A 21,819-nucleotide genomic window follows, 5' to 3' on the forward strand; every position below is an offset into this window, starting at 1 on the left:
CCTAACCGAGGGGCGCATTTCCACAATTCCATGTCGCATTTTAAAACACGCCTGCCGTGAAGACAGGGATACACTGCTAAGCAACAAAAAGAAGGTTACCGACTATGACTGATTTACATCCCAACCGCGCCGTATTCGACCAAGTAATGGTTCCTAACTATTCACCCGTTTCCGTCATTCCTGTGCGCGGCGAAGGCTCGCGCCTGTGGGACCAAGAAGGCCGCGAGTATATTGATCTCGCCGGCGGCATTGCCGTGAATGCCTTGGGTCACTGCCACCCAGAGCTGGTACAGGCGCTAAAAGACCAAGCCGATAAACTGTGGCACTTGTCGAATGTGTATACCAATGAACCGGCCTTATCACTGGCACAGAAGCTGTGCGAACTGACCTTTGCCGATAAGGTGTTTTTTGCCAATTCAGGCGCCGAAGCCAATGAAGCCGCGTTCAAACTGGCGCGGCGTTATGCCTGGAACAAGGTCGGCGAAGAGAAGCATGAAATTGTGTCTGCGCGGGGCTCGTTTCATGGCCGCACGCTGTTCACCGTGAGCGTTGGTGGGCAAGAAAAATACACGGAAGGCTTCCGTCCGGCACCGGGTGGCATCACCCATGTGCCTTATAATGACATTGCCGCCTTAGAAGCGGCGGTCAGCGCTAAAACCTGTGCCATTGTCCTGGAACCTGTACAAGGTGAAGGCGGCGTTCGCCCGGCCGATCAAGCCTATTTGGAAGCCGCGCGGCGGTTGTGTGACGAGCACGACGCCTTATTGGTGTTCGACGAAGTACAAACCGGCGTAGGCCGTTCGGGCCAGCTCTACAGCTACATGACCTATGGCGTGACTCCGGATGTATTGACCACCGCCAAATCGCTCGGCGGCGGCTTCCCCATTGGCGCCATGTTGGCCACCGATAAAGCGGCGGCCTGTTTGGTGGTGGGTACGCACGGTTCAACATACGGCGGTAACCCCCTGGCTTGCGCTGTTGCGGGAAAAGTATTGGACATCGTTAGCCAACCGTCGGTTTTGGCGGGTGTTACGGCACGTCATCAGCGCCTGAAGAACCACCTGCAGGAAATCAATTCGCGGCATGGTGTATTTGCAGACATTCGCGGCCAAGGCTTACTGATGGGTGCTGAACTGAGCGACGCTTGGAAAGGCAAAGCCAAAGATTTTGTGAACGCTGCGCTGGAAGAAGGTGTGATGATCTTGGTCGCCGGGCCGGATGTACTGCGCATGGCGCCCTCTCTGGTGATTCCAGAAGCCGACATCGACGCTGCGATGCAAGGCTTGGAACGCGCCGTTGCCCGTGTGATCAACGCCTAAGGAAACATCGTAATGTGGCAGGTCAAACCCATTAATGCGCGGGATCTTCCCGCGCTCGAAGCGCTCTTACATGCCAACCCATTGCGCCTGAGCACCTTACCGCCGGTGCGTGATCAACTGGCCGAGCGTATAGCCGCAGCACAACAGGGCTTTGCTGGCTTGGACAGCATGGCGACGCTGTTGTTTGGCCTGCACGATGAAGACGATAATTTACACGGCGTCTGCGGTATTCAGCCTTATGCGGGCGGTGACGAACCCTTCTACAGCTATCGCATTGATGAGTTAGTGCATGCCTCACGGCACCTGGGCATCAACCAGCGCCAATCGGCACTGTATTTGTCGCATGAACTGACCGGCCTAACCAGCCTGTGTTCATTTTCACTCACGGCGGCTTTACGCCCGACGCCGGTATTTAACCTGCTCTCCCGATCGCGCCTGTTGTACATCGCCGCGCATCGCCATGCCTTTGCCGATGAATTGATTTGTGAAATTCAGGGGATTTGGGATGGTGCCGGGCAGAGTGTGTTTTGGAAGAGTGTGGGGGAATTGTTCTTCGGTCTCGACTTTATTACCGCCGACCACCAATGCTCGTTGCACGGAAAAACGGTGATTGCCGAGCTGTTACCACCGTACCCGATTTACACGACGTTATTGCCCGAAACCGTGCAGGACGCCATCGGGCAAGCGCATCCGGCTACGCAACGCACACTGAACTGGCTGGCGTATGAAGGTCTGGCCAAAACCCGTTTCGTTGACCCGTTTGATGCGGGCCCGACCTTTCGCGGCCCATTGGATGAACTCACCTCAATGCAGGCAATTCGGACCGTATCTGAAGTTGTCACCGGGACGGTAGAACATCCACAAACTTGGCTGGTCAGCCAAGGTGAAGGGGTCGACTTCCGTTGTGCGATGGTGACCGGGGAAGTACGTGCCGACGGCCTCAGGGTGACCGAGCCCAATGCGATGATCAATGGTGCACCCAGCCTGATTTTACCGCTTGAACCCGATGCAATGCGTCTGCCTCAGGAGGGTGTGTAATGGCCTTAATTCGCCCGATTGCCGAACAGGACGTGGATGCGCTGATCGCCATGGCGCGAGAGTCCGGTATTGGTGTCACCAGCCTACCGGACAACCCCGAGTTGATGAAGCGCAAATTGGCGCGCGCTGTCGCCTCGTTTCAACAGCGTTTGAGTCCTGAAGAAGCACACTATATTTTTGTTATTCAGGAAACGCCCGATGGCCCACCCGTTGGCCTGTGTGGTATTGAAGCCCGCATCGGCCGTGATGAAGTGTGGTACAACTACCGAGTTGGCGAAGTGATTCAAGCCTCCAAAGCCCTGGGCTTGTATCGCCGCACACCCACGCTGTTTTTGAGCAATGACTTAACCGGCGCTACGGAGTTGGGCTCGCTGTATTTGCGTGAACCGAATCGACGCAATCGCAATGGCTCGGTGTTGTCCAAATGCCGTTATTTGTTTTTAGCCTCGTTCCCAAACCTGTTCAGCCAGCGCGTGATCGCTGAAATGCGTGGCTATTCAGACGCTGAAGGGAATTCGCCGTTTTGGGACGGTCTGGGTCGCCGCTTCTTTAACATGGAATTTAGCGATGCCGATTTCTTAACCGGCTCGGGCGATAAGGTCTTTATTGCCGAACTGCTGCCCAAGTTCCCGATTTACGTCCCCATGCTGCCACGCAGCGCGCAGGACGTGATCAGCGCCGTTCATCCACACACACAACCGGCTTTAGCCATGCTCGAAGCCGAAGGCTTCCGCAAGAATGGCTATGTGGATATTTTTGATGCGGGCCCTGCCGTCGAGTGCGAACTGCAGCGCATAGGAGGCGTAAGACGCAGCGACCGGGTTAATGCCCGGATCGTCGAACGGGTCGAAAAAGACAGCGCTGTGCGCCCGTCATGGATGATCAGTAATGAACGATTCTCCGAATTTCGCGCCATCACCGCGACCCATATCTACCGTGACGGCCCCACCCTTGAACTCACACCAGAGCAAGCCGAGATGTTACGCATCACCGCTGGCGACCCTGTACGTGTGATGAGCATTAATCCTGAGGAGGCCCAAGATGCCTGAAGTACATTTGATCAATGGCCAATGGCTAGCCAGCACCGGCAACCTGTTTGAATCACGTAATCCGCTGACCGATGACGTGGTATGGGCGGGTCATGAAGCCTCGGCGGCAACCGTTGACGCGGCAGTCAGCGCTGCACAGATTGCGTTTCAACGCTGGAAACGGACAGCACTGGACGCGCGAATTGCGGTGATCCAACGTTTTAAGGCCCAACTGGAAGAGCACCAAGAATCCCTTGCCCATACCATCGGCCACGAAACCGGCAAGCCGTTGTGGGAATCGCGCACCGAGATCACCGCCATGATCGGCAAGGTTGATCTGTCGATCAAAGCCTATCATGAACGCACCGGCGAACACGCCCAACCCCTGCCTGGGGGGCAGCGCATTTTACGCCATCGTCCACACGGTGTAATGGCCGTGTTCGGACCCTACAATTTTCCTGGCCACTTGCCGAACGGACACATTATTCCGGCGTTGATCGCTGGGAACACCGTGGTGTTCAAACCGTCGGAGCAAGCGCCTAAAACCGCCGAGTTGACCGCGCAATTATGGCAAGCAGCAGGCTTACCCGACGGGGTACTCAACCTCGTACAGGGTGCAAGAACCACGGGGGAAGCACTCGCCCAGCACCCTGCCGTGAATGGCATTTTGTTCACCGGCTCCGCCATCACCGGTATGGCCATTCAAGTCGCTATTCGAAGCCAGCCGCATAAAATTCTGGCCTTGGAAATGGGGGGTAATAACCCACTGATTGTCGGCCAGGACATCGAAACCGCCTCGGCGGTATGGGCGACGCTGCAGTCAGCATTTATTAGTGCAGGACAACGCTGCACCTGTGCGCGACGTTTGATGGTGCCACAAGGTAAGGCCGGGGACGCGTTCGTTGATGCGTTGGTAGCCGCTGCCGGAAAACTGGAGTCAGGCGCGTTTGATCAAACCGACCCTACACCCTTTATGGGCACAGTGATTAACCGGCCAACCGCTGGCAAGCTATTGGCCGCGCAAGACAACTGGCTGAACGCCGGTGGTCGTTCTTTGTTGCGCATGGCGCCGGTAAACGATCACCCGGCATTATTGTCGGCCGCCATCATTGATTTAACAGGCGTAAAGGTCGCTGACGAAGAGTTTTTCGGCCCGCTGTTAACCATTCGCCGCTACACCAATTTCGACGAGGCACTGACACTGGCAAACGATACCCGCTACGGGTTATCTGCGGGCTTGTTGAGCCACGATGCGACGGAATACGACCACTTCCTCAGTGAGATTCGGGCGGGTATCGTGAATTGGAACCAACCCACCACTGGAGCGAGCTCGGCCATGCCTTTTGGGGGTGTAGGGCTCAGTGGCAACTATCGTCCCAGCGCCTACTATGCAGCGGACTATTGTGCTTATCCGGTCGCCTCACTGGAAAACTCTATCATTACCCTGCCTGATAACCTGCCACCAGGAATGACGTTATGAAAGCCTTTGAAGTAAATTTTGACGGCCTGGTTGGCCCAACGCACAACTACGCGGGTTTGTCGTATGGCAATGTGGCGTCCGAACGCCACCAGAATCTGATCGCGCAGCCACGCACCGCGGCGCTGCAAGGTTTGACCAAGATGAAAGCGCTGTCTGACATGGGCTTGGTGCAAGGCTTATTGCCGCCGCACGAACGGCCACACATGCCTACCCTTCGCGCCCTGGGCTTTACGGGCACCGAGGCACAGATGTTAGCCAAAGCAGCACAGGAAGCACCCACGCTGCTTTCGGCCGTCAGCTCAGCCTCCCCGATGTGGACAGCAAATGCGGCGACCGTGTCGAGCAGTGCCGATACCCCCGACCGGAAGGTGCATTTCACCCCGGCGAACCTGAACGCCAAGTTCCATCGCTCGATTGAACATCCCGGAACAGGCCGGGCGCTGCGCGCTATTTTCGCCAATGAAGAGCATTTCGTGGTACACAATGCCGTGCCAAGCTGCCCACATTTTGGCGATGAAGGCGCGGCGAACCACACTCGACTGTGTGCAAGCTACGACAGCCCGGCGGTAGAGTTGTATGTGTATGGTCAGATCGCCCTGAATGCCGAAGCACCGCGCCCAATGAAATATCCGGCGCGGCAAACCTTGGAGTCCTGTCAGGCCATTGCGCGCTTGCATGGATTACAAGAGCATCAGGTGGTCTTTGCTCAGCAAAATCCAGCCGTCATTGACCAAGGCGTATTCCATAACGACGTGATTGCTGTCGGCAACCGTAATGTGCTGTTCTATCACGAAGAAGCTTTTCTGAACACGGATGAAGTTCTGGCCGAAATAGACCGCAAGTTAGTGGGTGCCGACTTAATCCCCGTATGCATTACTAATGACGAACTGAGCGTCGCCGAGGCCATTGCCAGCTATTTGTTTAACAGCCAACTTATCTCGCTGGATGACGACAACATGGCGTTGATCGTACCCAAGGAATGTGAGGACTCAACCACTGTGCGGCAGCTGCTGGACCGACTGGTACAGGATACCAGCAACCCCATTAATAAAGTGGTGGTGATGGACCTTAAACAGAGCATGCGCAACGGCGGCGGCCCAGCATGCTTGCGCTTGCGCGTTGCGCTGAACGAACAGGAAATACAAGCCGTATCGAATTGCATCATCACCCCGGCGCTGTTTGAAGACCTGACAGCCTGGGTGGAAAAGCATTATCGGGACGAGTTGGCACAGCAGGACTTGGCGGATCCATCACTGTTGAACGAATCTCGTACAGCGCTGGATGAATTAACACGCATTTTGGGTGTAGGGTCTATTTACGACTTTCAACACCCCGGCATGCGATAAACCACTCTGTAGACAGCCCTTTGGGGCTGTCGCCTTCGGACCTCAAGCTAAGGCGCGAATCACCAAGGCCACGCGATGACCGACCGGCACCGCTGGATTGAGAAACAATAATGCGTCACCTTCTTGCTCTATGCGCCATTCCTCAAATGCGCCACGGGCAATCAGTGTCCCCATGGGTAAACGACGAAAGTTGACGAAATTCTCAAGACAAACGTCAAACTCCCCCTCTGATTTAAGAATTTCTCTAACCACATGAAAGCCCGTCGGTTCATGCTCACATACACCACCCGCCCCATACGCTAATCGGTTCAGCTCATCAACCAAAGGTAGAAACCGGTCAATGGGGTCATTCAATGTACTGACTTGTCCCAATTCGAGGGTGGCACTCTGATAGCCCAAATTGGCGGTAAAGCTGGAGAAGGTTGCGGCAGGGGAAATATTCTGTACCCAAGCATCCACCCTAAAGTGCTTAAACCAACTGAGCAGGTTGTTGAGATTGCGGCCTTGGCAAGCGTCTGGAATGATAGCAAAACGGTCTTGATCGGAGCCTTTGATGGTGGAGTGCATATCGAAATGCAGCCCATCCGGATGGCGCTCGATGAATTGCTGAACCCACCCCATGAGCGTGACGGCGCGCCGACATTCCGGTGCGGTTGCATCGGCCGAGGCGACGCTGAATAAACGGTTTAAATTGTGCTCGACAAAGCGTTCACCAATTTTTACCGCCTCCGGGTTACCTAAAAGGATCAACAATGGTCGGGAAATTGGGGTCGAACCCGCGCACAATTCACGCAGCCAATGGTCCACTAAGCGGATGGGTACGGTTTCGTTACCGTGCACGCCGACGGTCAGTATGGCCGCAGGGAGTTCGCTGGGTTGGTTTGGTTCAATGCTTAATACACCTTGATCCAGCCAACAAAAGCGCGCGTCTGCGGCGGTAAATTCAGAACCCATTTCAGTGGGGTCGAGTGACTCGGTAAGGAATGACGTTGAACTAAGAGACATAATTAAATCTGAGCGTTAATGAATTTCCCCAGCTCGTCTCTTGTGGCTTGAATACTTTGATTGCGCAGCAATTCAGCGATTACCTGTTGCGTACGAGACAACTGAGCCAATACGTCAGTATTCACTGGTTTGCTGTCTTCGTCTATCCCTTTGGTGGCCTCTTCCTCTGCTTTCTCGGCTTCACGTCGCTCTCGTCGTTGTTCTGTCGTTAATTGAAAATCCTCGCGCAAACTGCGCCGTTTCTCAGACGACTCTTCCTTCTCCTCCAAGCGAATTTTCAGCGCTTCAGCGCGGGCATCAACAATAATCTGAGCGGCTTCTGCGGCTATTTGGCGATCTTGGCTGGAAGGTTCTGCGGGCGCTAACGCTGCGCGCTTAATCTGCTCCATTTTCTGAATGGTGTCTTCAGGATCTCCCGCACGCGACAAATCCACACTGACTTCACCCGCAATGGCGTATTTCCGGCCATCAGGCCCTTGCGTAAACACATAACTGACAGCGCCGGTATATTGACCACCAACGGCTTGATGCGCTTGCTCATGGCGACGAACTTCGCGATCACGCTGCGCCAACTGTTCTATTTCCGACAGCTTGGCTTGCTGTTCGGCGTTCAGTTCACCCCGCCGCTTGGCGGCCCGCAGCTCCTGCTCCGATTGCAGCGGTTCTTCTGTTGCTTCTGCAGAGGCTTTTTGCGTTTTATCAAATTTGTTCGGCGAGTATAAAGACGCACCGCCCATCAAACGTTCGTCCGGGTTTAATTCACGGCGATTCAGCGTGGCGCTGGTGGCGTCGGGCTCATTGACGGGCTTGAACAGCTCACTTTCAACGGCAGGTGCCCGCACAGCCAATTGCCCGCGCTCCAGAGAGTACGCTGGCGTTATGGCATTAGGAAACATACCGGTTACGGTGGACATCGAGACTACCTCGTTACACCTTCATGTCGATCACGGTGCCTAACGTCTCTGAGGCGACTTCTACAGTACGTGCATTAGCCTTCACCATATAGGTTGAGGCAACTTGCTCTACGACCGCCTGCTCTAGAGAACCTTCACGTGCACCCAGTGTATCGACGGGTTTAGTATCCGAACGGAACGATGCGCGCGCTACATCATTAGCTGACTGATCCAGCTGACGCATACCCGATTGAATGCCTTGCACACCCACGTTCATCGCAGAACTCAACATATACGACCCCTACTGTGGACATTGATGACATAGAGTTTAGCACCGCACCATCAACTGTTCAAATATCAACCAATAAAAGTGTGACTTGCTTCAATAAATTAAGAACCGTACATTTGCACTGTTTACGATCAAGGATGCGATAATTGGAAATTTTGGCTCGTCTTCGACACACCTACCAACGCGTAATTTCAACAAGCCTAGGCACACACTGCCCGTTATGTGGCGAGGCCAGCCTACAGGGGGCATTTTGCTCAGCCTGCCAGCGTGACCTACTTCATACGTCGCCCGGTTGCCGGTTTTGCCAAACACCTGTGTATGCATCTGGCATGGTCTGTGGTGCATGTTTGCAGAGACGGCACTACTACGACCAACTGATCAGCGTGAGCGACTTTTCCGGCCCCTGGTCAGAATGCATCAAAGGCTTTAAATACCGCGCACAACTGAGTTTGGCCCGGCCCTTAACCGACCTTTTGCTGCAACGTATCCGGCACCTTCAAGTCCCTGATCACGGCTGGGCAAGTTGGCAGGTCATAGGAATGCCGATGGCTCGGCGGCGACGCTGGCGACGCGGGTATAATCAGGCTGAGTTACTGGCGCAGCGCATAGCATGCGGCCTAGGCGCGCCATACCTTACAACGGTGAAGCGTGTGATTCATACACCCGCCTTAGAAAAGCAATCGCGCTTGGAACGCGCCCGCACCATGAACCAGGTATTTACTGCACCAAGCTTACAGGGTGGTTGTCTGGTGATTGACGATGTGTTCACCACCGGGGCTAGCGTCAATGAACTCGCCCGTACGCTGCGCACTCAAGGTGCACAGCGTATTGTCGTCGCAACACTAGCCCGCACACCCATCAACGGAGATAATCACTGCAACTGGCTGGGGCAGGTATTTCATGACACTCTGGACGCAACGGACGAGACAGGTAACCCGCAACGGAGCGCCAAAAGGTGGTGACGGCGTTGTTGTCACTGACGACATCTTGCCGCACGGCAACCGCCTCCACCCGATCACCGACGAAACCGAAAGCAACCCCCTCACCTTCTCGGAAATAGTAATACTCCCATGCTTCATCCGTCCCTAGGCGGTCTAACAAATCTCGGGTACGTTGGCTGGTCATGCGGCGATCATGTAACACCTGATCACGACCATATAACTCTATCACCTGCTGCCGTGAAGCGCCCTCGCCCACCAAGCGCACTTTACCGCGCAGCAGTGAGGTATCATTGTTCACCTCAACCAGGCCAGCAAAGATCCAACCTACTTGGCCGCCATCGGTACGCACTTGTATGAAAGGCGCTGTAATAGAACGACCTCGGACCGTCGCCGTGATGGGTTCTACCGTATATTCACCCAAAAAAACCAGATTATCATACTCATCCAATGTATCGATGGTGGGTGCTCCCACCCAAGGATCCGAACGCAAAATGGCGCTACTCACCGTAACCCTGAGTGGCTCGCCCATCATGTATTCCACAGCATACACGGTTGAATTAAGCAGCAAGGCACTCAACAGCATTACGATTGAAACATGTTTGAACATTTAGCCTCCAAGCGACTTTATGCTGTTGTAATTATTAAGGCGGCTCTGAGATATTCGCACAAACTTTTCACATACACGAACGGTTCAGATACTACACTGATTTAATAGTGTACTTTCTTTACAGCAAAAAAAAGGCCGCAAATGCGGCCTTTTTTCATTACGCTTACGTTTATTCGGCTTCGGCTGCCTCAGCAACATCTTCTGCTGCTGGACGATCTACCAATTCAACATAAGCCATGGGTGCGTTATCACCGGCGCGGAAACCGCACTTCAGAATACGCACATAACCACCGGGACGGCCTTCATAACGAGGACCCAAATCGGTGAACAGCTTACCTACTGCATCTTTAGAACGCAGACGGTCAAAAGCGTAGCGACGGTTAGCTACCGAATCCACTTTTGCTTTTGTAATCAATGGCTCAGCCACAGAGCGAAGTTCTTTCGCTTTAGGCAGAGTCGTTTTAATCAATTCATGCTCGAACAGTGCAATGGTTAAGTTTTGCAGCATCGCTTTGCGATGCGAACTGTTACGATTGAATTTACGGCCAGCTTTACGATGACGCATGACTCAATTCCTTACAGATTCGTTGTTTACCCAAGTACTTTGTCGTCGTTTTTCAGACTGGCAGGTGGCCAGCTTTCCAACACCATACCCAAAGACAAGCCTTTAGAAGCCAGTACATCTTTGATTTCAGTCAAAGACTTCTTGCCTAGGTTAGGTGTTTTCAACAACTCAACTTCAGTACGTTGGATGAGATCACCAATGTAATAGATGTTTTCTGCTTTCAGGCAGTTTGCTGAACGAACTGTCAATTCCAGATCGTCTACCGGACGCAACAGAATAGGATCAATACGATCTTCTTCTTTCTCAGGCTCTTTTTGAGCCTCAGACTGCAAGTCAACAAAAGACGACAATTGGTGTTGCAGAATCGTTGCGGCAAAGCGAATCGCTTCTTCTGGCTCGATCGTGCCATTGGACTCGATATCCAATGTCAATTTATCGAGGTCAGTACGTTGCTCAACACGAGCGGCATCAACATTATATGCAATGCGCACTACAGGGCTGAATGACGCGTCTAATTGCAGCCTACCCACTGAACGAGAATCCTCGTCCGGTGCAAAGCGCGATTCGGCTGTTTGGTATCCACGGCCACTGACAACATGCAAAGTCATGTTGATTGCGCCATTGTCCGCCAAGGTTGCAATAACGTGATCAGGGTTAGCTATTTCCACCCCGTGATCCAATTGAATGTCACCGGCAGTAATCACACCCTTGCCCGCCTTTTTCAGCGTCAAAGTGGCTTCTTCACGGTCGTGTAACTTGATGGCAATGCCTTTCAGGTTCAATAAGATGTCTAACACATCTTCTTTTACACCTTCTACAGCACTGTACTCATGCAACACACCGTCGATTTCCACCTCAGTGATGGCAGCTCCGGGTAATGAAGACAGCAGAATACGACGCAGAGCACTACCCAGCGTATGACCAAAACCACGCTCCAAGGGCTCTAACACCACTTTGGCGCGCGTTGGCGATATCTCCTGTACCTCGATGTGTCGTGGAATGAGAAAGTCGTTGATAAAACGCTGCATAAATGCCCCTACCTTTAAGCAATCCGATTACTTGGAATACAGTTCCACGATCAGGTTTTCATTGATGTCTGAAGCAAGATCAGAACGTTCTGGACGGTTTTTGTAAACACCGCTCATCTTCTTGCTGTCAACTTCAATCCAAGCGATAGGTGCACGAGAACCGGCCAAATCCATCGCGCCTTTGATGCGCAACTGAGCTTGGCTCTTCTCACGAACAGATACCACATCGCCAGGACGAACCTGGTACGAAGGAATGTTCACCAGTTGACCATTAACTTCGATCGCTTTGTGACCGACGAGCTGGCGCGCTTCTGCACGTGTTGAGCCAAAGCCCATACGGTACACCACGTTATCCAGACGCCCTTCGAGCAATTGCAGCAAGTTTTCACCTGTTGCGCCTTTCTTTGCAGCGGCCGCTTTATAGTAGTTGCGGAACTGCTTTTCCAGAATGCCGTAAATACGACGAACTTTCTGTTTTTCACGTAACTGCAAGCCGTAATCCGACAGACGTCCGCGACGTGCGCCGTGCACACCAGGTGCTGTTTCTAACTTACATTTCGTATCGAGTGAACGTACACCGCTTTTCAGGAACAGATCTGTTCCTTCGCGACGTGCCAGTTTACACGTAGGGCCAATATATCTTGCCATCTCTCTGAACCCTCCTTACACGCGACGTTTTTTGGGTGGACGACAGCCGTTATGTGGAATCGGCGTTACATCGGTAATATTGGTGATCTTGAAACCACAGGCGTTTAATGCACGCACTGCCGATTCACGACCTGGTCCGGGACCCTTAACCTCAACATCGAGGTTTTTAACGCCATACTCTTGTGCGGCTACACCGGCACGTTCTGCTGCTACCTGAGCTGCGAAAGGAGTACTTTTGCGCGATCCACGGAAACCGGAGCCGCCGGACGTTGCCCAACTCAGGGCATTTCCTTGGCGATCCGTAATGGTCACGATGGTGTTGTTGAACGAAGCAAAGATGTGGGCTACGCCATCACCAATTTGCTTTTTCACCTTCTTACGTGACTTGTTCGTACCTGGCTTAGCCATCTTCGATTTCCTGTCAATAATTCGGTTAATTAACGTTTAATAGGTTTACGCGGACCTTTACGAGTCCGGGCATTCGTTTTCGTACGCTGACCACGCAGTGGCAAACTGCGACGGTGGCGAATTCCGCGATAGCAGCCCAGATCCATCAATCGCTTGATGTTCATCTGAACTTCACGACGCAGGTCGCCTTCAACAGCGTACTTGGCGACTTCATTACGGACGACATCAAGTTCGTCTTCTGACAAGTCACCAATCTTGCGAGTTGGCTGAATGCCTGATGCTTCGCAGATGCTACGTGCAGTTGTCCGCCCAATCCCAAAGATGTAGGTGAGCGAAATCGCAGCATGCTTAGCGTCAGGAATGTTAACGCCGGCAATACGTGCCATGTGTTTACTCCGTTTGCAAAGTTGTGAGCACGATATGTGCTAGAGGTTCACTGATACGAAGGGCGCAGAAGAATAGCGCCTGCTTTTAAAAAAAGCAAGCGCTGATTCTCCAGTGCTTATCCTTGGCGCTGTTTGTGCTTAGGATCTGAACAAATCACCCGAACGGCACCATTGCGGCGAATGATTTTGCAGTTACGGCAAATCTTTTTAACAGATGCACGAACTTTCATGATTTTCTCCTGACGACCAACAGCCTCAGCGGCTGTAGCCTTTCAAATTAGCTTTTTTCATAAGGGACGCGTATTGATTCGACATCAGGTGTGATTGCACTTGCGACATGAAGTCCATCACCACCACGACGACGATCAATAATGACGTGCCACCAAACAAGAAAGGTGCCCCGGCGGCCTGCACTAAGCCCTGAGGAACCAACGACACTACGGCGATATAGCCAGCACCAAACAACGTTAAACGAGCGGATACACCATCGACATAGCGGGCCGTTTGCTCACCAGGGCGAATACCCGGAACAAACGCGCCACTGCGCTTCAGGTTTTCTGCTACATCTTTCGGATTGAACGTTACTGCTGTATAGAAGTAGCAAAAGAACACAACAGCGATAGTGAACACCAAGTAGTACAGCGGTTGACCCGGACTCAGGTAAACCATTGCATCCGCCAGCCACCCAGCGCTTTCGCTTTGCCCAAACCATGTGCCAATAGACGCAGGAAAGATCAACAAGCTTGACGCGAAGATCGGCGGAATAACACCTGCCATATTGATCTTTAACGGCAAATGACTGGTTTGTGCAGCAAATACCTTACGACCCTGCTGACGCTTGGCGTAGTTGATGGTTATTTTGCGCTGTCCACGCTCGATGAATACCACCAGTGCAACAACAGCAATGGCGAACACACCGATACCCAGTAGTAACAAGATGTTCAGTTGACCTTGGCGAGCTGATTCGAACGATTGACCGAATGCAGCTGGCAAACTGGCCACAATACCCGCGAAGATAAGCAAGGAAATACCATTGCCAACACCGCGCTCAGTGATCTGCTCACCTAGCCACATCAGAAACATGGAGCCTGCGGTCAATGTCACCATTGCCACAAAATAGAAATGCCAAGAAACGGCACCGGAGGCGTCAGTAAAAGCAATGCCTTGACTGGCCAAACCTACCGCGATGGCCAACGACTGAATCGTTGCCAACACCAAGGTGCCATAGCGCGTGTATTGGCTCATCTTACGACGACCCGCCTCACCCTCTTTCTTCAGCTGTTCTATATGTGGGCTTACTACCGTGAGCAGTTGCATGATGATCGATGCCGAAATGTACGGCATGATCCCCAAAGCAAAAATACTCATCCGCTCAAGAGCACCACCTGAGAACATATTGAACATACTCAGGATGGTGTCCCGGTTACGCTCAAAGAGCGCCGCCAGTTGATCTGGATTGATTCCCGGTACTGGGATATGCGCACCTATGCGATAAACCAGTATGGCGAGGAGCACAAACAGCAAGCGCGAACCGAGTTCACCCATGCCTTTTTGTGCGCCAGCCGGCAGTGCACCTTGTTTAGTCACGTTACGCCTCTACTTTTCCGCCCGCTGCTTCGATAGCTTTCTTGGCACCTTCAGTGACACTCAAGCCTTTAACCGTAACAGCGCGATTGATTTCGCCAGAGTTGATGACCTTGACCACTTTAATGCTACGTGTCACCACGTTGGCATCTTGCAGCGTTTTCAGATCAACGACGTCGCCTTCAACTTTTGCCAGCTCATGCAAACGGATTTCCGAACGCACGGCTTGCTTACGCGACGTAAAACCAAATTTTGGCAGACGACGCTGCAATGGCATCTGACCACCTTCAAAGCCTGGCTTAACACCACCGCCTGAACGTGATTTCTGACCTTTGTGACCACGGCCACCCGTTTTACCCAAACCACTGCCGATACCACGACCAACACGCTTGGGGCTGTGCGTAGAGCCAGCAGCAGGACTCAGTTCATTCAAACGCATGACTTACTCTCCTACTACACGGACCATGTAGTTAACTTTGTTGATCATACCGCGAACAGAAGGCGTATCTTCTAATTCACGAACCTGACCGATTTTGCGCAAACCCAAACCCTGTACGCACAACTTGTGCTTAGGCAGTGTTGCGATCGGGCTACGAAACAATTCAACTTTCAACGTTTTGTTAGCCATGATTTACCCCAGAATCTCGTCAACTGACTTGCCACGCTTGGCTGCCACTTCTTCTGGAGAACGCATTGCGCTAAGACCTTTAATGGTCGCACGAACAACGTTTACCGGATTGGTTGAGCCGTAGCATTTAGCCAATACGTTGTGCACACCGGCGATTTCCAACACCGCGCGCATCGCACCGCCTGCAATGATACCGGTACCTTCTGAGGCCGGTTGCATATATACCTTGGCCGCACCATGACGTGCTTTAACCGGGTATTGCAGAGTGGTGCCATCTAAATCAATGGTCACAACGTTGCGGCGTGCCGCATCCATTGCTTTCTGGATAGCAGCAGGCACTTCTTTTGCCTTGCCACGACCAAAACCAACCTTACCTTTACCATCGCCTACCACGGTCAGTGCGGTGAAGCCGAAAACACGACCACCTTTAACCACTTTGGCAACACGGTTCACTTGAACCAATTTTTCCTGCAGCTCTACAGACTGCTGTTGATCGACGTTCGACATAATCACCTCTAGAACTGTAATCCACCTTCGCGGGCAGCATCAGCTAATGCTTTCACACGGCCATGATATTTGAAGCCAGAGCGATCGAAAGCTACGCTTTCAACACCAGCCGCTTTGGCACGTGACGCGATCAACTGACCTACTTTGGTCGCTGCGTCCACATTGCCAGTTGCACCACTGCGCAGCTCTGCATCTAATGTCGATGCGCTGGCCAACACCTTACCACCATCTGGAGAGATGACTTGGGCGTAGATATGACGTGGCGTACGGTGAATACACAGGCGATTCGCGCCGAGTTCACGAATTTTCATCCGACTACGACGAGCACGGCGAATACGAGATTGCTTTTTAGCGTCCATTATTTAGCCCTACCCCTTACTTCTTCTTGGTTTCTTTACGGCGAACCTGTTCGTTCGCATAACGAACACCTTTACCTTTGTAAGGTTCTGGTGCACGGAAGGCGCGAATCTCGGCTGCCACCTGACCGACCTGTTGCTTATCAACACCCGTTACAACCACTTCAGTTTGTGACGGCGTTTCAGCCGTTACACCTTCTGGAAGTTCGTAATCGATGGGGTGAGAAAAACCCAAGGTCAGGTTTAATGTACGACCATTGGCTTTGGCGCGATAACCAACACCTAACAGCTGCAGACGCTTTTCAAAGCCCTGACTGACACCAATGACCATATTGTTGACCAAAGAACGGGTAGTACCGGCCATGGCACGCGATTGCTTTGCACCGTCATTGGCGGCGAAAGACAATACACCAGCATCTTGTTTGACGCTGACGGTAGGGTGCAGGTTCAATTGCAACTGACCTTTGCCACCCTTAACAGTAACAGTACTGTCGGCGATCTTTACTTCCACGCCAGCAGGTACAACTACCGGTTGATTAGCTATACGAGACATCGTTAAACCCCCTTAGAATACTTCGCAGATGATCTCACCACCGATGCCAGCCTGACGGGCTGCACGATCGGTCATAATTCCCTGCGAGGTGGAGACGATGGACACACCCAAGCCAGCAGACACCTTAGTGATCTTATCAGCACCACGGTACTGACGTAATCCAGGGCGGCTAACGCGCTTGATGCTCTCGATAACAGGCTTATCCTGATAGTATTTCAGGGCGACTGTTAATTCAGGCTTAGGGCCTTCAGTCACTTCTACAGAAGCCAGATAGCCTTCGGCGATCAGAACTTCAGCAACAGACTTCTTCAACTTGGAAGCAGGCATGGTAACGGTTTCTTTACCCGCTTGCTGCCCGTTGCGAATACGCGTAAACATATCCGCCAACGTATCTTGCATACTCATTGGTTATTCCTCACTCATGTGCAGCAGGGCTTAAACCCTGTTCTCTGGCTGGTTAAAACCAGAAAACAGGGCGTTCAGCCCTGCTTATCGATGCGCTGTTTTACCAGCTTGCTTTTTTCAGGCCGGGTACATTACCACGCATTGTGTGCGCGCGCAGCATGTTTCGGCTTAAACCGAACTTCCGGTAAACAGCGTGTGGACGGCCAGTCAGCTGGCAACGACGCTGCTGACGTACCGGACTCGCATCACGCGGCAGCTTTTGCAGCGCGATCTGAGCTTCCCAACGCTCTTCATCAGAACTGTTTGGATTGTTAATGGTTGCCTTCAGCGCCGCACGCTTTTCGGCGTACTTGGCAACCAACTTGGCGCGCTTGTCTTCGCGGGCCTTCATACTTTGCTTAGCCATATCTGTACTCCTGCTCCGTAGCTTAGTTGCGGAATGGGAAGGACAGAGCTTTCAGCAAAGCACGGCCTTCATCGTTAGTACGAGCTGTCGTCGTAATGGTGATATCTAGACCACGCAATTTGTCGACTTTATCGTACTCAATTTCCGGGAAGATGATCTGCTCACGCACACCCATACTGTAGTTACCACGACCATCAAACGACTTAGGATTGATGCCGCGGAAGTCACGTACACGAGGCAATGAAATATCAACCAGACGGTCCAGGAATTCCCACATACGCTCTTTGCGCAGGGTTACCTTGGCACCGATCGGCCAGCCTTCACGAATCTTGAAGCCTGCGATGGATTTACGTGCTTTTGTAACAACCGCTTTTTGACCCGCTATGGCTTCTAAATCAGCAATGGCGTTTTCAATCTGCTTCTTGTCACCAATCGCTTCACCAACACCCATGTTCAGGGTGATCTTGGTTACGCGTGGCACTTCCATGACGTTCTTGTAGCCAAACTCTTGGGTCAGAGCAGGCACTACGTCAGATTTGTACAATTCTTTAAGTCTTGACATATCCGATTCCGCCCTTACTCGTCGATCTGCTGGCTATTGGACTTGAAGAAACGAACCTTGCGGCCATCTTCCAATGTCTTGAACCCAACACGGTCACCTTTACTGGTTTCCGGATTGAAGATCGCAACGTTAGATGCAGCGATGGGCAATTCTTTTTCTACAATACCGCCGGCCACGTTAGCTTGTGGATTAGGCTTCTGGTGCTTCTTCACCTTATTGATGCCTGCAACCACGAACTTGTCACCTGACCGCTCGTTTTTGATCACTTTGGTGATTTTACCGCGCTTGCCTTTATCTTTTCCGGCAATCACGATGACTTCATCACCTGTTTTCAACTTTCTCATCGTTCCTCCACTTCCTGCTACCGTCTAGCCTGTTTTAATTACAGAACTTCCGGCGCCAGGGAAATGATCTTCATGAATTTTTCAGTACGCAGTTCGCGCGTAACAGGTCCGAAAATACGTGTACCGATGGGTGCTTGGTTGTTGTTCAACAACACTGCGGAATTCGTATCGAACCGAATTACCGAACCATCTGCACGACGCACGCCTTTCTTGGTACGTACAACTACAGCATTCATAACCTGACCTTTCTTGACCTTGCCGCGGGGAATTGCTTCCTTCACGGAGACCTTGATCAGATCACCAATTCTTGCATAACGACGGTGAGAACCACCCAGTACCTTGATGCATTGAACACGTTTGGCACCGCTGTTGTCCGCCACGTCGAGTATCGTTTGTGTTTGAATCATCTTACAAACTCCACAGACACTGAGCGTTACCAGCCTTAAAGGCTGGCAGCACGCTCAACGATGTTGACCAAAGTCCAAGTTTTTTGCTTGGAATACGGACGCGACTCCCGAATCGTGACAACGTCGCCTTCTAGGCATTCATTGTTCTCATCGTGCGCATGTAATTTTGTTGAACGCGTCATGATCTTTCCATACATCGGATGTTTCACGCTGCGCTCAACCAAAACAGTAATGGTCTTGTCGGCTTTATTACTGACCACTTGACCTACTACTGTACGAGCATTTGATTCTGACATGTTAAGCTCCTGACTTCTCACGCGCCTTCTCGTTCAACACGGTCTTGACACGAGCGATATCTTTACGCACTTGACCCAAAACATGATTTTGGTTCAATTGGCCGGTGGCCTTTTGCATACGATATTTGAACTGGTCGTGAAGCAAGTCCAACAATTGCTTGTTCAGTTCTTCAACTGACTTTTCACGGATTTCGTTAGCTTTCATTACATCACCGTCCGTTTTACAAATACGGTAGGTACGGGAAGTTTGGCTGCGGCAAGCGAGAATGCTTCACGCGCCAATTCTTCAGACACACCTTCCATTTCATACAGGACCTTACCGGGTTTAATTTGGGCAACCCAATATTCCACACTACCTTTACCTTTACCCATCCGCACTTCAAGAGGCTTCTTGGAAATTGGTTTGTCAGGAAATACTCGGATCCAAATCTTACCGCCCCGTTTGACTTTACGCGTCATGGCACGACGCGCTGCTTCAATCTGACGGGATGTAATGCGGCCACGGCCCATTGATTTCAGGGCATATTCACCGAAACTGACTTTGCTACCACGCAATGCCAAGCCCCGGTTGCGGCCCTTCTGCATTTTTCTAAACTTGGTACGTTTTGGCTGTAACATGACCTACTCCTTACCGCGCTGCTTTCTTCTTGGGTGCTTTTTCTTGTGCGCGCACTTCTTCAATGCCGCCCAGAACTTCACCTTTGAAGATCCACACTTTGATACCCAGGATACCGTAGGTGGTCTGTGCTTCGATGTTTGCGTAGTCAATATCGGCACGCAAAGTATGCAAAGGCACACGACCTTCGCGGTACCACTCGGTACGCGCGATTTCAGCTCCGCCTAAACGTCCGCCTACTTGGATTTTGACGCCTTTGGCACCAGCACGCATAGCGTTCTGAACCGCACGCTTCATGGCACGACGGAACATCACACGACGTTCCAGCTGGCTAGCCACGTTCTGGCCGACCAATACCGCATCCAAATCAGGCTTACGAATTTCTTCAATGTTGATGTGTACTGGAATGCCCATCATTTTGGACACGTCATTACGCAATACTTCAACATCTTCGCCTTTCTTACCAATCACAATGCCGGGACGGGCTGTGTGAATCGTAATCTTGGCGTTCTGTGCAGGACGTTCAATCACGATTTTACTCACTGACGCTTTCGCCAGTTTTTTCTCGAGATATTCACGAACCTTAATGTCATTTACCAATTTGTCGGCATAATCTTTGGATTCTGCAAACCACACCGAACGGTGGTCTTTGGTAATCCCAAGGCGAATACCGGTTGGGTGAACTTTCTGACCCATCTGACCTTCTCCTGTTAATCCGCGACCTTGACGGTGATATGGCACGAACGCTTAAAGATGCGATCAGCGCGACCTTTGGCTCGTGGACGAATACGCTTCATCGTCATGCCTTCATCAACAAAGATCGTTGATACTTTCAGCTCGTCGATATCTGCGCCATCATTGTGCTCGGCGTTCGCCACTGCACTCTCCAGCACCTTCTTAATGATCGCAGCACCTTTTTTAGGGCTGAAAGTGAGAATGTCTAAGGCTTCCTCAACTTTCTTACCCCGGATGAGGTCTGCTACCAAACGGCCTTTCTGAGCAGACAGACGGGCACCGCGCAATACAGCTTTAGTTTCCATTTTATCTACCTCTACCGTTTGGCTTTCTTGTCCGCAGCGTGACCTTTGTACGTGCGGGTCAGCGCGAATTCACCTAACTTATGACCGACCATGTCTTCTGTAACGAATACAGGAACATGTTGACGGCCATTATGGACTGCTATGGTCAACCCAATGAATTCAGGGAAGATGGTGCTACGACGAGACCACGTCTTAATTGGACGTTTCTCGCCTTTCTCAATAGCAGCCTCTACCTTTTTCATTAAATGCAGGTCTACAAATGGACCTTTCTTTAAAGAACGTGGCACGGCCTATATCCTCTTGTTACTTAGTACGACGACGAACAATGAATTTGTCCGTACGCTTGTTTTTACGGGTTTTGTAACCTTTAGTCGGTACACCCCATGGCGTCACAGGGTGACGACCACCAGAGGTTTTACCTTCACCACCACCGTGAGGGTGGTCAACCGGGTTCATGACTACACCACGAACGGTCGGACGAACGCCGCGCCACCGTGATGCACCCGCTTTACCCAACTGCCGTAGGCTGTGCTCAGAATTGCTGACTTCGCCTAATGTAGCGCGGCAATCAACCAATACTTTACGCATTTCACCAGAACGCAAACGCAAGGTGGCATAGCCACTGTCACGCGCAACCAACTGTACGGAAGTACCGGCAGAACGAGCGATCTGACCACCTTTACCAGGCTTCAGCTCGACGTTGTGAACCACACTACCCACAGGAATGTTACGCAATGGCATCGCATTACCGGGTTTGATTGGCGCATGCTCACCTGACAATACTTCACTGCCAGCTGATACGTTACGAGGCGCCAAAATGTAACGACGTTCGCCGTCCTTATACAGTACAAGGGCGATGTGCGCGCTACGGTTAGGATCGTATTCCAGGCGCTCTACAACACCGGCAATACCATCTTTGTTACGCTTAAAATCGACCATACGGTAGTGTTGCTTGTGCCCACCGCCGATATGACGAGTTGTAATACGGCCTTGGTTGTTACGACCACCCGTACGTGACTTCTTTTCCACCAACGCAGCAAAAGGGGCGCCTTTGTGCAGATCAGGTGTTTTCACCTGAACGACGTGACGACGACCGGCGGATGATGGTTTCGCTTTTACAATAGCCATGCTTGC

General features: G+C 51.9%; 34 protein-coding genes and 1 pseudogene. 7 read left to right on the plus strand and 28 right to left on the minus strand.

What is annotated here, in order from left to right; translation table 11 throughout:
• Positions 1-104 precede the first annotated feature (104 nt).
• From ACFOSD_RS14980 to astB, 5 genes are read left to right on the plus strand one after another with little or no spacing between them, the layout of a single operon-like run.
• Entirely contained in the window at positions 105-1,319 is a 1,215-nt protein-coding gene (locus ACFOSD_RS14980) for an aspartate aminotransferase family protein (RefSeq protein ID WP_380697993.1), read from the plus strand.
• Between the two features lie 12 nt (positions 1,320-1,331).
• Entirely contained in the window at positions 1,332-2,357 is a 1,026-nt protein-coding gene (locus ACFOSD_RS14985; protein WP_380697995.1) for an arginine N-succinyltransferase, read from the plus strand.
• Positions 2,357-3,406, plus strand: a complete 1,050-nt coding sequence (gene astA, locus ACFOSD_RS14990; RefSeq protein WP_380697997.1) for an arginine N-succinyltransferase — start codon at positions 2,357-2,359, stop codon at positions 3,404-3,406. Before ACFOSD_RS14985 ends, astA begins: the two co-directional genes overlap by 1 nt.
• The gene (gene astD / locus ACFOSD_RS14995; RefSeq protein WP_380697999.1) at positions 3,399-4,865 is read left to right on the plus strand and encodes a succinylglutamate-semialdehyde dehydrogenase; all 1,467 of its coding nucleotides are present in this window, start codon (positions 3,399-3,401) and stop codon (positions 4,863-4,865) included. Before astA ends, astD begins: the two co-directional genes overlap by 8 nt.
• Positions 4,862-6,211, plus strand: a complete 1,350-nt coding sequence (gene astB / locus ACFOSD_RS15000; protein ID WP_380698001.1) for an N-succinylarginine dihydrolase — start codon at positions 4,862-4,864, stop codon at positions 6,209-6,211. Before astD ends, astB begins: the two co-directional genes overlap by 4 nt.
• A gap of 42 nt (positions 6,212-6,253) precedes the next feature.
• Here the strand turns inward: astB and ACFOSD_RS15005 are convergent, their stop codons facing one another.
• The 3 genes from ACFOSD_RS15005 to ACFOSD_RS15015 are packed head-to-tail and all read right to left on the minus strand — an operon-like array spanning position 6,254 to position 8,401.
• On the minus strand, positions 6,254-7,216 hold the full coding sequence (locus ACFOSD_RS15005; RefSeq protein ID WP_380698003.1) for a succinylglutamate desuccinylase: 963 nt from the start codon (positions 7,214-7,216) through the stop codon (positions 6,254-6,256).
• Between the two features lie 2 nt (positions 7,217-7,218).
• Entirely contained in the window at positions 7,219-8,130 is a 912-nt protein-coding gene (locus ACFOSD_RS15010) for a putative metalloprotease CJM1_0395 family protein (protein WP_380698005.1), read from the minus strand.
• A gap of 13 nt (positions 8,131-8,143) precedes the next feature.
• Entirely contained in the window at positions 8,144-8,401 is a 258-nt protein-coding gene (locus ACFOSD_RS15015) for a hypothetical protein (protein ID WP_380698007.1), read from the minus strand.
• 152 nt (positions 8,402-8,553) lie between these two features.
• On the opposite strand from ACFOSD_RS15015, the pseudogene ACFOSD_RS15020 reads away from it, so the two are divergent.
• Together ACFOSD_RS15020 and ACFOSD_RS15025 are read left to right on the plus strand one after the other, a co-directional pair.
• Positions 8,554-8,736: pseudogene (locus tag ACFOSD_RS15020) on the plus strand (double zinc ribbon domain-containing protein); the annotation flags it as partial.
• A 9-nt stretch (positions 8,737-8,745) separates the two neighbouring features.
• Positions 8,746-9,360, plus strand: coding sequence for a ComF family protein (locus ACFOSD_RS15025; RefSeq protein ID WP_380698082.1), 615 nt, complete (start codon positions 8,746-8,748; stop codon positions 9,358-9,360).
• Here the strand turns inward: ACFOSD_RS15025 and ACFOSD_RS15030 are convergent.
• The 25 genes from ACFOSD_RS15030 to rplB form a co-directional block, all read right to left on the minus strand.
• Positions 9,257-9,946: a hypothetical protein gene (locus ACFOSD_RS15030; RefSeq protein WP_380698009.1), complete on the minus strand. Its 690-nt coding sequence runs from the start codon at positions 9,944-9,946 to the stop codon at positions 9,257-9,259. The two genes, ACFOSD_RS15025 and ACFOSD_RS15030, sit on opposite strands and share 104 nt — an antisense overlap.
• A gap of 169 nt (positions 9,947-10,115) precedes the next feature.
• Positions 10,116-10,511: a 50S ribosomal protein L17 gene (rplQ, locus tag ACFOSD_RS15035; RefSeq protein ID WP_380698011.1), complete on the minus strand. Its 396-nt coding sequence runs from the start codon at positions 10,509-10,511 to the stop codon at positions 10,116-10,118.
• A 26-nt stretch (positions 10,512-10,537) separates the two neighbouring features.
• Positions 10,538-11,539, minus strand: a complete 1,002-nt coding sequence (locus tag ACFOSD_RS15040; RefSeq protein WP_380698013.1) for a DNA-directed RNA polymerase subunit alpha — start codon at positions 11,537-11,539, stop codon at positions 10,538-10,540.
• A gap of 27 nt (positions 11,540-11,566) precedes the next feature.
• Entirely contained in the window at positions 11,567-12,187 is a 621-nt protein-coding gene (gene rpsD, locus ACFOSD_RS15045; protein ID WP_380698015.1) for a 30S ribosomal protein S4, read from the minus strand.
• Positions 12,188-12,202: 15 nt separating this feature from the next.
• A complete protein-coding gene (gene rpsK / locus ACFOSD_RS15050) occupies positions 12,203-12,595 on the minus strand; it encodes a 30S ribosomal protein S11 (protein ID WP_380698017.1) in 393 nt (130 codons plus the stop codon).
• 29 nt (positions 12,596-12,624) lie between these two features.
• Positions 12,625-12,981 (minus strand): 30S ribosomal protein S13, encoded by a 357-nt coding sequence (rpsM, locus tag ACFOSD_RS15055; RefSeq protein WP_304995049.1) that lies wholly within the window; start codon positions 12,979-12,981, stop codon positions 12,625-12,627.
• 116 nt (positions 12,982-13,097) lie between these two features.
• On the minus strand, positions 13,098-13,211 hold the full coding sequence (gene rpmJ, locus ACFOSD_RS15060; protein WP_380698020.1) for a 50S ribosomal protein L36: 114 nt from the start codon (positions 13,209-13,211) through the stop codon (positions 13,098-13,100).
• A 25-nt stretch (positions 13,212-13,236) separates the two neighbouring features.
• Positions 13,237-14,568, minus strand: a complete 1,332-nt coding sequence (gene secY / locus ACFOSD_RS15065) for a preprotein translocase subunit SecY (RefSeq protein WP_380698022.1) — start codon at positions 14,566-14,568, stop codon at positions 13,237-13,239.
• Between the two features lies 1 nt (position 14,569).
• Positions 14,570-15,004, minus strand: a complete 435-nt coding sequence (gene rplO, locus ACFOSD_RS15070; RefSeq protein ID WP_380698024.1) for a 50S ribosomal protein L15 — start codon at positions 15,002-15,004, stop codon at positions 14,570-14,572.
• Between the two features lie 3 nt (positions 15,005-15,007).
• Positions 15,008-15,193, minus strand: coding sequence for a 50S ribosomal protein L30 (gene rpmD, locus ACFOSD_RS15075; RefSeq protein WP_380698026.1), 186 nt, complete (start codon positions 15,191-15,193; stop codon positions 15,008-15,010).
• Positions 15,194-15,196: 3 nt separating this feature from the next.
• Positions 15,197-15,700 carry a 30S ribosomal protein S5 gene (rpsE, locus tag ACFOSD_RS15080; protein WP_380698028.1) on the minus strand — a complete coding sequence of 168 codons (504 nt, stop codon included), beginning with the start codon at positions 15,698-15,700 and terminating at the stop codon, positions 15,197-15,199.
• An 8-nt stretch (positions 15,701-15,708) separates the two neighbouring features.
• Complete coding sequence (gene rplR / locus ACFOSD_RS15085) at positions 15,709-16,059, minus strand: 50S ribosomal protein L18 (RefSeq protein ID WP_380698030.1); 351 nt, start codon at positions 16,057-16,059, stop codon at positions 15,709-15,711.
• A 16-nt stretch (positions 16,060-16,075) separates the two neighbouring features.
• The gene (gene rplF / locus ACFOSD_RS15090) at positions 16,076-16,609 is read right to left on the minus strand and encodes a 50S ribosomal protein L6 (protein ID WP_380698032.1); all 534 of its coding nucleotides are present in this window, start codon (positions 16,607-16,609) and stop codon (positions 16,076-16,078) included.
• Between the two features lie 12 nt (positions 16,610-16,621).
• Positions 16,622-17,014 carry a 30S ribosomal protein S8 gene (gene rpsH, locus ACFOSD_RS15095; protein ID WP_380698034.1) on the minus strand — a complete coding sequence of 131 codons (393 nt, stop codon included), beginning with the start codon at positions 17,012-17,014 and terminating at the stop codon, positions 16,622-16,624.
• Positions 17,015-17,114: 100 nt separating this feature from the next.
• Positions 17,115-17,420, minus strand: a complete 306-nt coding sequence (gene rpsN / locus ACFOSD_RS15100; RefSeq protein WP_380698036.1) for a 30S ribosomal protein S14 — start codon at positions 17,418-17,420, stop codon at positions 17,115-17,117.
• A gap of 22 nt (positions 17,421-17,442) precedes the next feature.
• Positions 17,443-17,982: a 50S ribosomal protein L5 gene (gene rplE, locus ACFOSD_RS15105; RefSeq protein ID WP_380698038.1), complete on the minus strand. Its 540-nt coding sequence runs from the start codon at positions 17,980-17,982 to the stop codon at positions 17,443-17,445.
• 14 nt (positions 17,983-17,996) lie between these two features.
• On the minus strand, positions 17,997-18,326 hold the full coding sequence (gene rplX / locus ACFOSD_RS15110) for a 50S ribosomal protein L24 (protein WP_380698040.1): 330 nt from the start codon (positions 18,324-18,326) through the stop codon (positions 17,997-17,999).
• 38 nt (positions 18,327-18,364) lie between these two features.
• Entirely contained in the window at positions 18,365-18,733 is a 369-nt protein-coding gene (rplN, locus tag ACFOSD_RS15115; protein WP_380698042.1) for a 50S ribosomal protein L14, read from the minus strand.
• 35 nt (positions 18,734-18,768) lie between these two features.
• Positions 18,769-19,029 carry a 30S ribosomal protein S17 gene (gene rpsQ / locus ACFOSD_RS15120; protein ID WP_380698044.1) on the minus strand — a complete coding sequence of 87 codons (261 nt, stop codon included), beginning with the start codon at positions 19,027-19,029 and terminating at the stop codon, positions 18,769-18,771.
• Position 19,030: 1 nt separating this feature from the next.
• Positions 19,031-19,234: a 50S ribosomal protein L29 gene (rpmC, locus tag ACFOSD_RS15125; protein ID WP_380698046.1), complete on the minus strand. Its 204-nt coding sequence runs from the start codon at positions 19,232-19,234 to the stop codon at positions 19,031-19,033.
• Positions 19,234-19,647 (minus strand): 50S ribosomal protein L16, encoded by a 414-nt coding sequence (gene rplP / locus ACFOSD_RS15130; protein WP_380698048.1) that lies wholly within the window; start codon positions 19,645-19,647, stop codon positions 19,234-19,236. Before rplP ends, rpmC begins: the two co-directional genes overlap by 1 nt.
• A 10-nt stretch (positions 19,648-19,657) precedes the next feature.
• Positions 19,658-20,341, minus strand: a complete 684-nt coding sequence (gene rpsC / locus ACFOSD_RS15135; RefSeq protein WP_380698050.1) for a 30S ribosomal protein S3 — start codon at positions 20,339-20,341, stop codon at positions 19,658-19,660.
• Between the two features lie 14 nt (positions 20,342-20,355).
• The gene (gene rplV, locus ACFOSD_RS15140) at positions 20,356-20,685 is read right to left on the minus strand and encodes a 50S ribosomal protein L22 (RefSeq protein ID WP_380698052.1); all 330 of its coding nucleotides are present in this window, start codon (positions 20,683-20,685) and stop codon (positions 20,356-20,358) included.
• Between the two features lie 11 nt (positions 20,686-20,696).
• A complete protein-coding gene (rpsS, locus tag ACFOSD_RS15145; protein ID WP_304995065.1) occupies positions 20,697-20,972 on the minus strand; it encodes a 30S ribosomal protein S19 in 276 nt (91 codons plus the stop codon).
• 16 nt (positions 20,973-20,988) lie between these two features.
• The gene (rplB, locus tag ACFOSD_RS15150) at positions 20,989-21,813 is read right to left on the minus strand and encodes a 50S ribosomal protein L2 (protein WP_380698055.1); all 825 of its coding nucleotides are present in this window, start codon (positions 21,811-21,813) and stop codon (positions 20,989-20,991) included.
• Positions 21,814-21,819 lie beyond the last annotated feature (6 nt).

The organism is Salinispirillum marinum, from assembly GCF_042650105.1.
Lineage (GTDB): Bacteria > Pseudomonadota > Gammaproteobacteria > Pseudomonadales > Natronospirillaceae > Salinispirillum > Salinispirillum marinum.

Coding starts and splice junctions, on each gene's coding strand:
- ACFOSD_RS14980 (WP_380697993.1), top strand. CDS start 105: ATGACTGATTTACATCCCAACCGCGCCGTATTCGACCAAGTAATGGTT.
- ACFOSD_RS14985 (WP_380697995.1), top strand. CDS start 1,332: ATGTGGCAGGTCAAACCCATTAATGCGCGGGATCTTCCCGCGCTCGAA.
- astA (WP_380697997.1), top strand. CDS start 2,357: ATGGCCTTAATTCGCCCGATTGCCGAACAGGACGTGGATGCGCTGATC.
- astD (WP_380697999.1), top strand. CDS start 3,399: ATGCCTGAAGTACATTTGATCAATGGCCAATGGCTAGCCAGCACCGGC.
- astB (WP_380698001.1), top strand. CDS start 4,862: ATGAAAGCCTTTGAAGTAAATTTTGACGGCCTGGTTGGCCCAACGCAC.
- ACFOSD_RS15005 (WP_380698003.1), bottom strand. CDS start 7,216: ATGTCTCTTAGTTCAACGTCATTCCTTACCGAGTCACTCGACCCCACT.
- ACFOSD_RS15010 (WP_380698005.1), bottom strand. CDS start 8,130: ATGTCCACCGTAACCGGTATGTTTCCTAATGCCATAACGCCAGCGTAC.
- ACFOSD_RS15015 (WP_380698007.1), bottom strand. CDS start 8,401: ATGTTGAGTTCTGCGATGAACGTGGGTGTGCAAGGCATTCAATCGGGT.
- ACFOSD_RS15030 (WP_380698009.1), bottom strand. CDS start 9,946: ATGTTCAAACATGTTTCAATCGTAATGCTGTTGAGTGCCTTGCTGCTT.
- rplQ (WP_380698011.1), bottom strand. CDS start 10,511: ATGCGTCATCGTAAAGCTGGCCGTAAATTCAATCGTAACAGTTCGCAT.
- ACFOSD_RS15040 (WP_380698013.1), bottom strand. CDS start 11,539: ATGCAGCGTTTTATCAACGACTTTCTCATTCCACGACACATCGAGGTA.
- rpsD (WP_380698015.1), bottom strand. CDS start 12,187: ATGGCAAGATATATTGGCCCTACGTGTAAACTGGCACGTCGCGAAGGA.
- rpsK (WP_380698017.1), bottom strand. CDS start 12,595: ATGGCTAAGCCAGGTACGAACAAGTCACGTAAGAAGGTGAAAAAGCAA.
- rpsM (WP_304995049.1), bottom strand. CDS start 12,981: ATGGCACGTATTGCCGGCGTTAACATTCCTGACGCTAAGCATGCTGCG.
- rpmJ (WP_380698020.1), bottom strand. CDS start 13,211: ATGAAAGTTCGTGCATCTGTTAAAAAGATTTGCCGTAACTGCAAAATC.
- rplO (WP_380698024.1), bottom strand. CDS start 15,004: ATGCGTTTGAATGAACTGAGTCCTGCTGCTGGCTCTACGCACAGCCCC.
- rpmD (WP_380698026.1), bottom strand. CDS start 15,193: ATGGCTAACAAAACGTTGAAAGTTGAATTGTTTCGTAGCCCGATCGCA.
- rpsE (WP_380698028.1), bottom strand. CDS start 15,700: ATGTCGAACGTCGATCAACAGCAGTCTGTAGAGCTGCAGGAAAAATTG.
- rplR (WP_380698030.1), bottom strand. CDS start 16,059: ATGGACGCTAAAAAGCAATCTCGTATTCGCCGTGCTCGTCGTAGTCGG.
- rplF (WP_380698032.1), bottom strand. CDS start 16,609: ATGTCTCGTATAGCTAATCAACCGGTAGTTGTACCTGCTGGCGTGGAA.
- rpsH (WP_380698034.1), bottom strand. CDS start 17,014: ATGAGTATGCAAGATACGTTGGCGGATATGTTTACGCGTATTCGCAAC.
- rpsN (WP_380698036.1), bottom strand. CDS start 17,420: ATGGCTAAGCAAAGTATGAAGGCCCGCGAAGACAAGCGCGCCAAGTTG.
- rplE (WP_380698038.1), bottom strand. CDS start 17,982: ATGTCAAGACTTAAAGAATTGTACAAATCTGACGTAGTGCCTGCTCTG.
- rplX (WP_380698040.1), bottom strand. CDS start 18,326: ATGAGAAAGTTGAAAACAGGTGATGAAGTCATCGTGATTGCCGGAAAA.
- rplN (WP_380698042.1), bottom strand. CDS start 18,733: ATGATTCAAACACAAACGATACTCGACGTGGCGGACAACAGCGGTGCC.
- rpsQ (WP_380698044.1), bottom strand. CDS start 19,029: ATGTCAGAATCAAATGCTCGTACAGTAGTAGGTCAAGTGGTCAGTAAT.
- rpmC (WP_380698046.1), bottom strand. CDS start 19,234: ATGAAAGCTAACGAAATCCGTGAAAAGTCAGTTGAAGAACTGAACAAG.
- rplP (WP_380698048.1), bottom strand. CDS start 19,647: ATGTTACAGCCAAAACGTACCAAGTTTAGAAAAATGCAGAAGGGCCGC.
- rpsC (WP_380698050.1), bottom strand. CDS start 20,341: ATGGGTCAGAAAGTTCACCCAACCGGTATTCGCCTTGGGATTACCAAA.
- rplV (WP_380698052.1), bottom strand. CDS start 20,685: ATGGAAACTAAAGCTGTATTGCGCGGTGCCCGTCTGTCTGCTCAGAAA.
- rplB (WP_380698055.1), bottom strand. CDS start 21,813: ATGGCTATTGTAAAAGCGAAACCATCATCCGCCGGTCGTCGTCACGTC.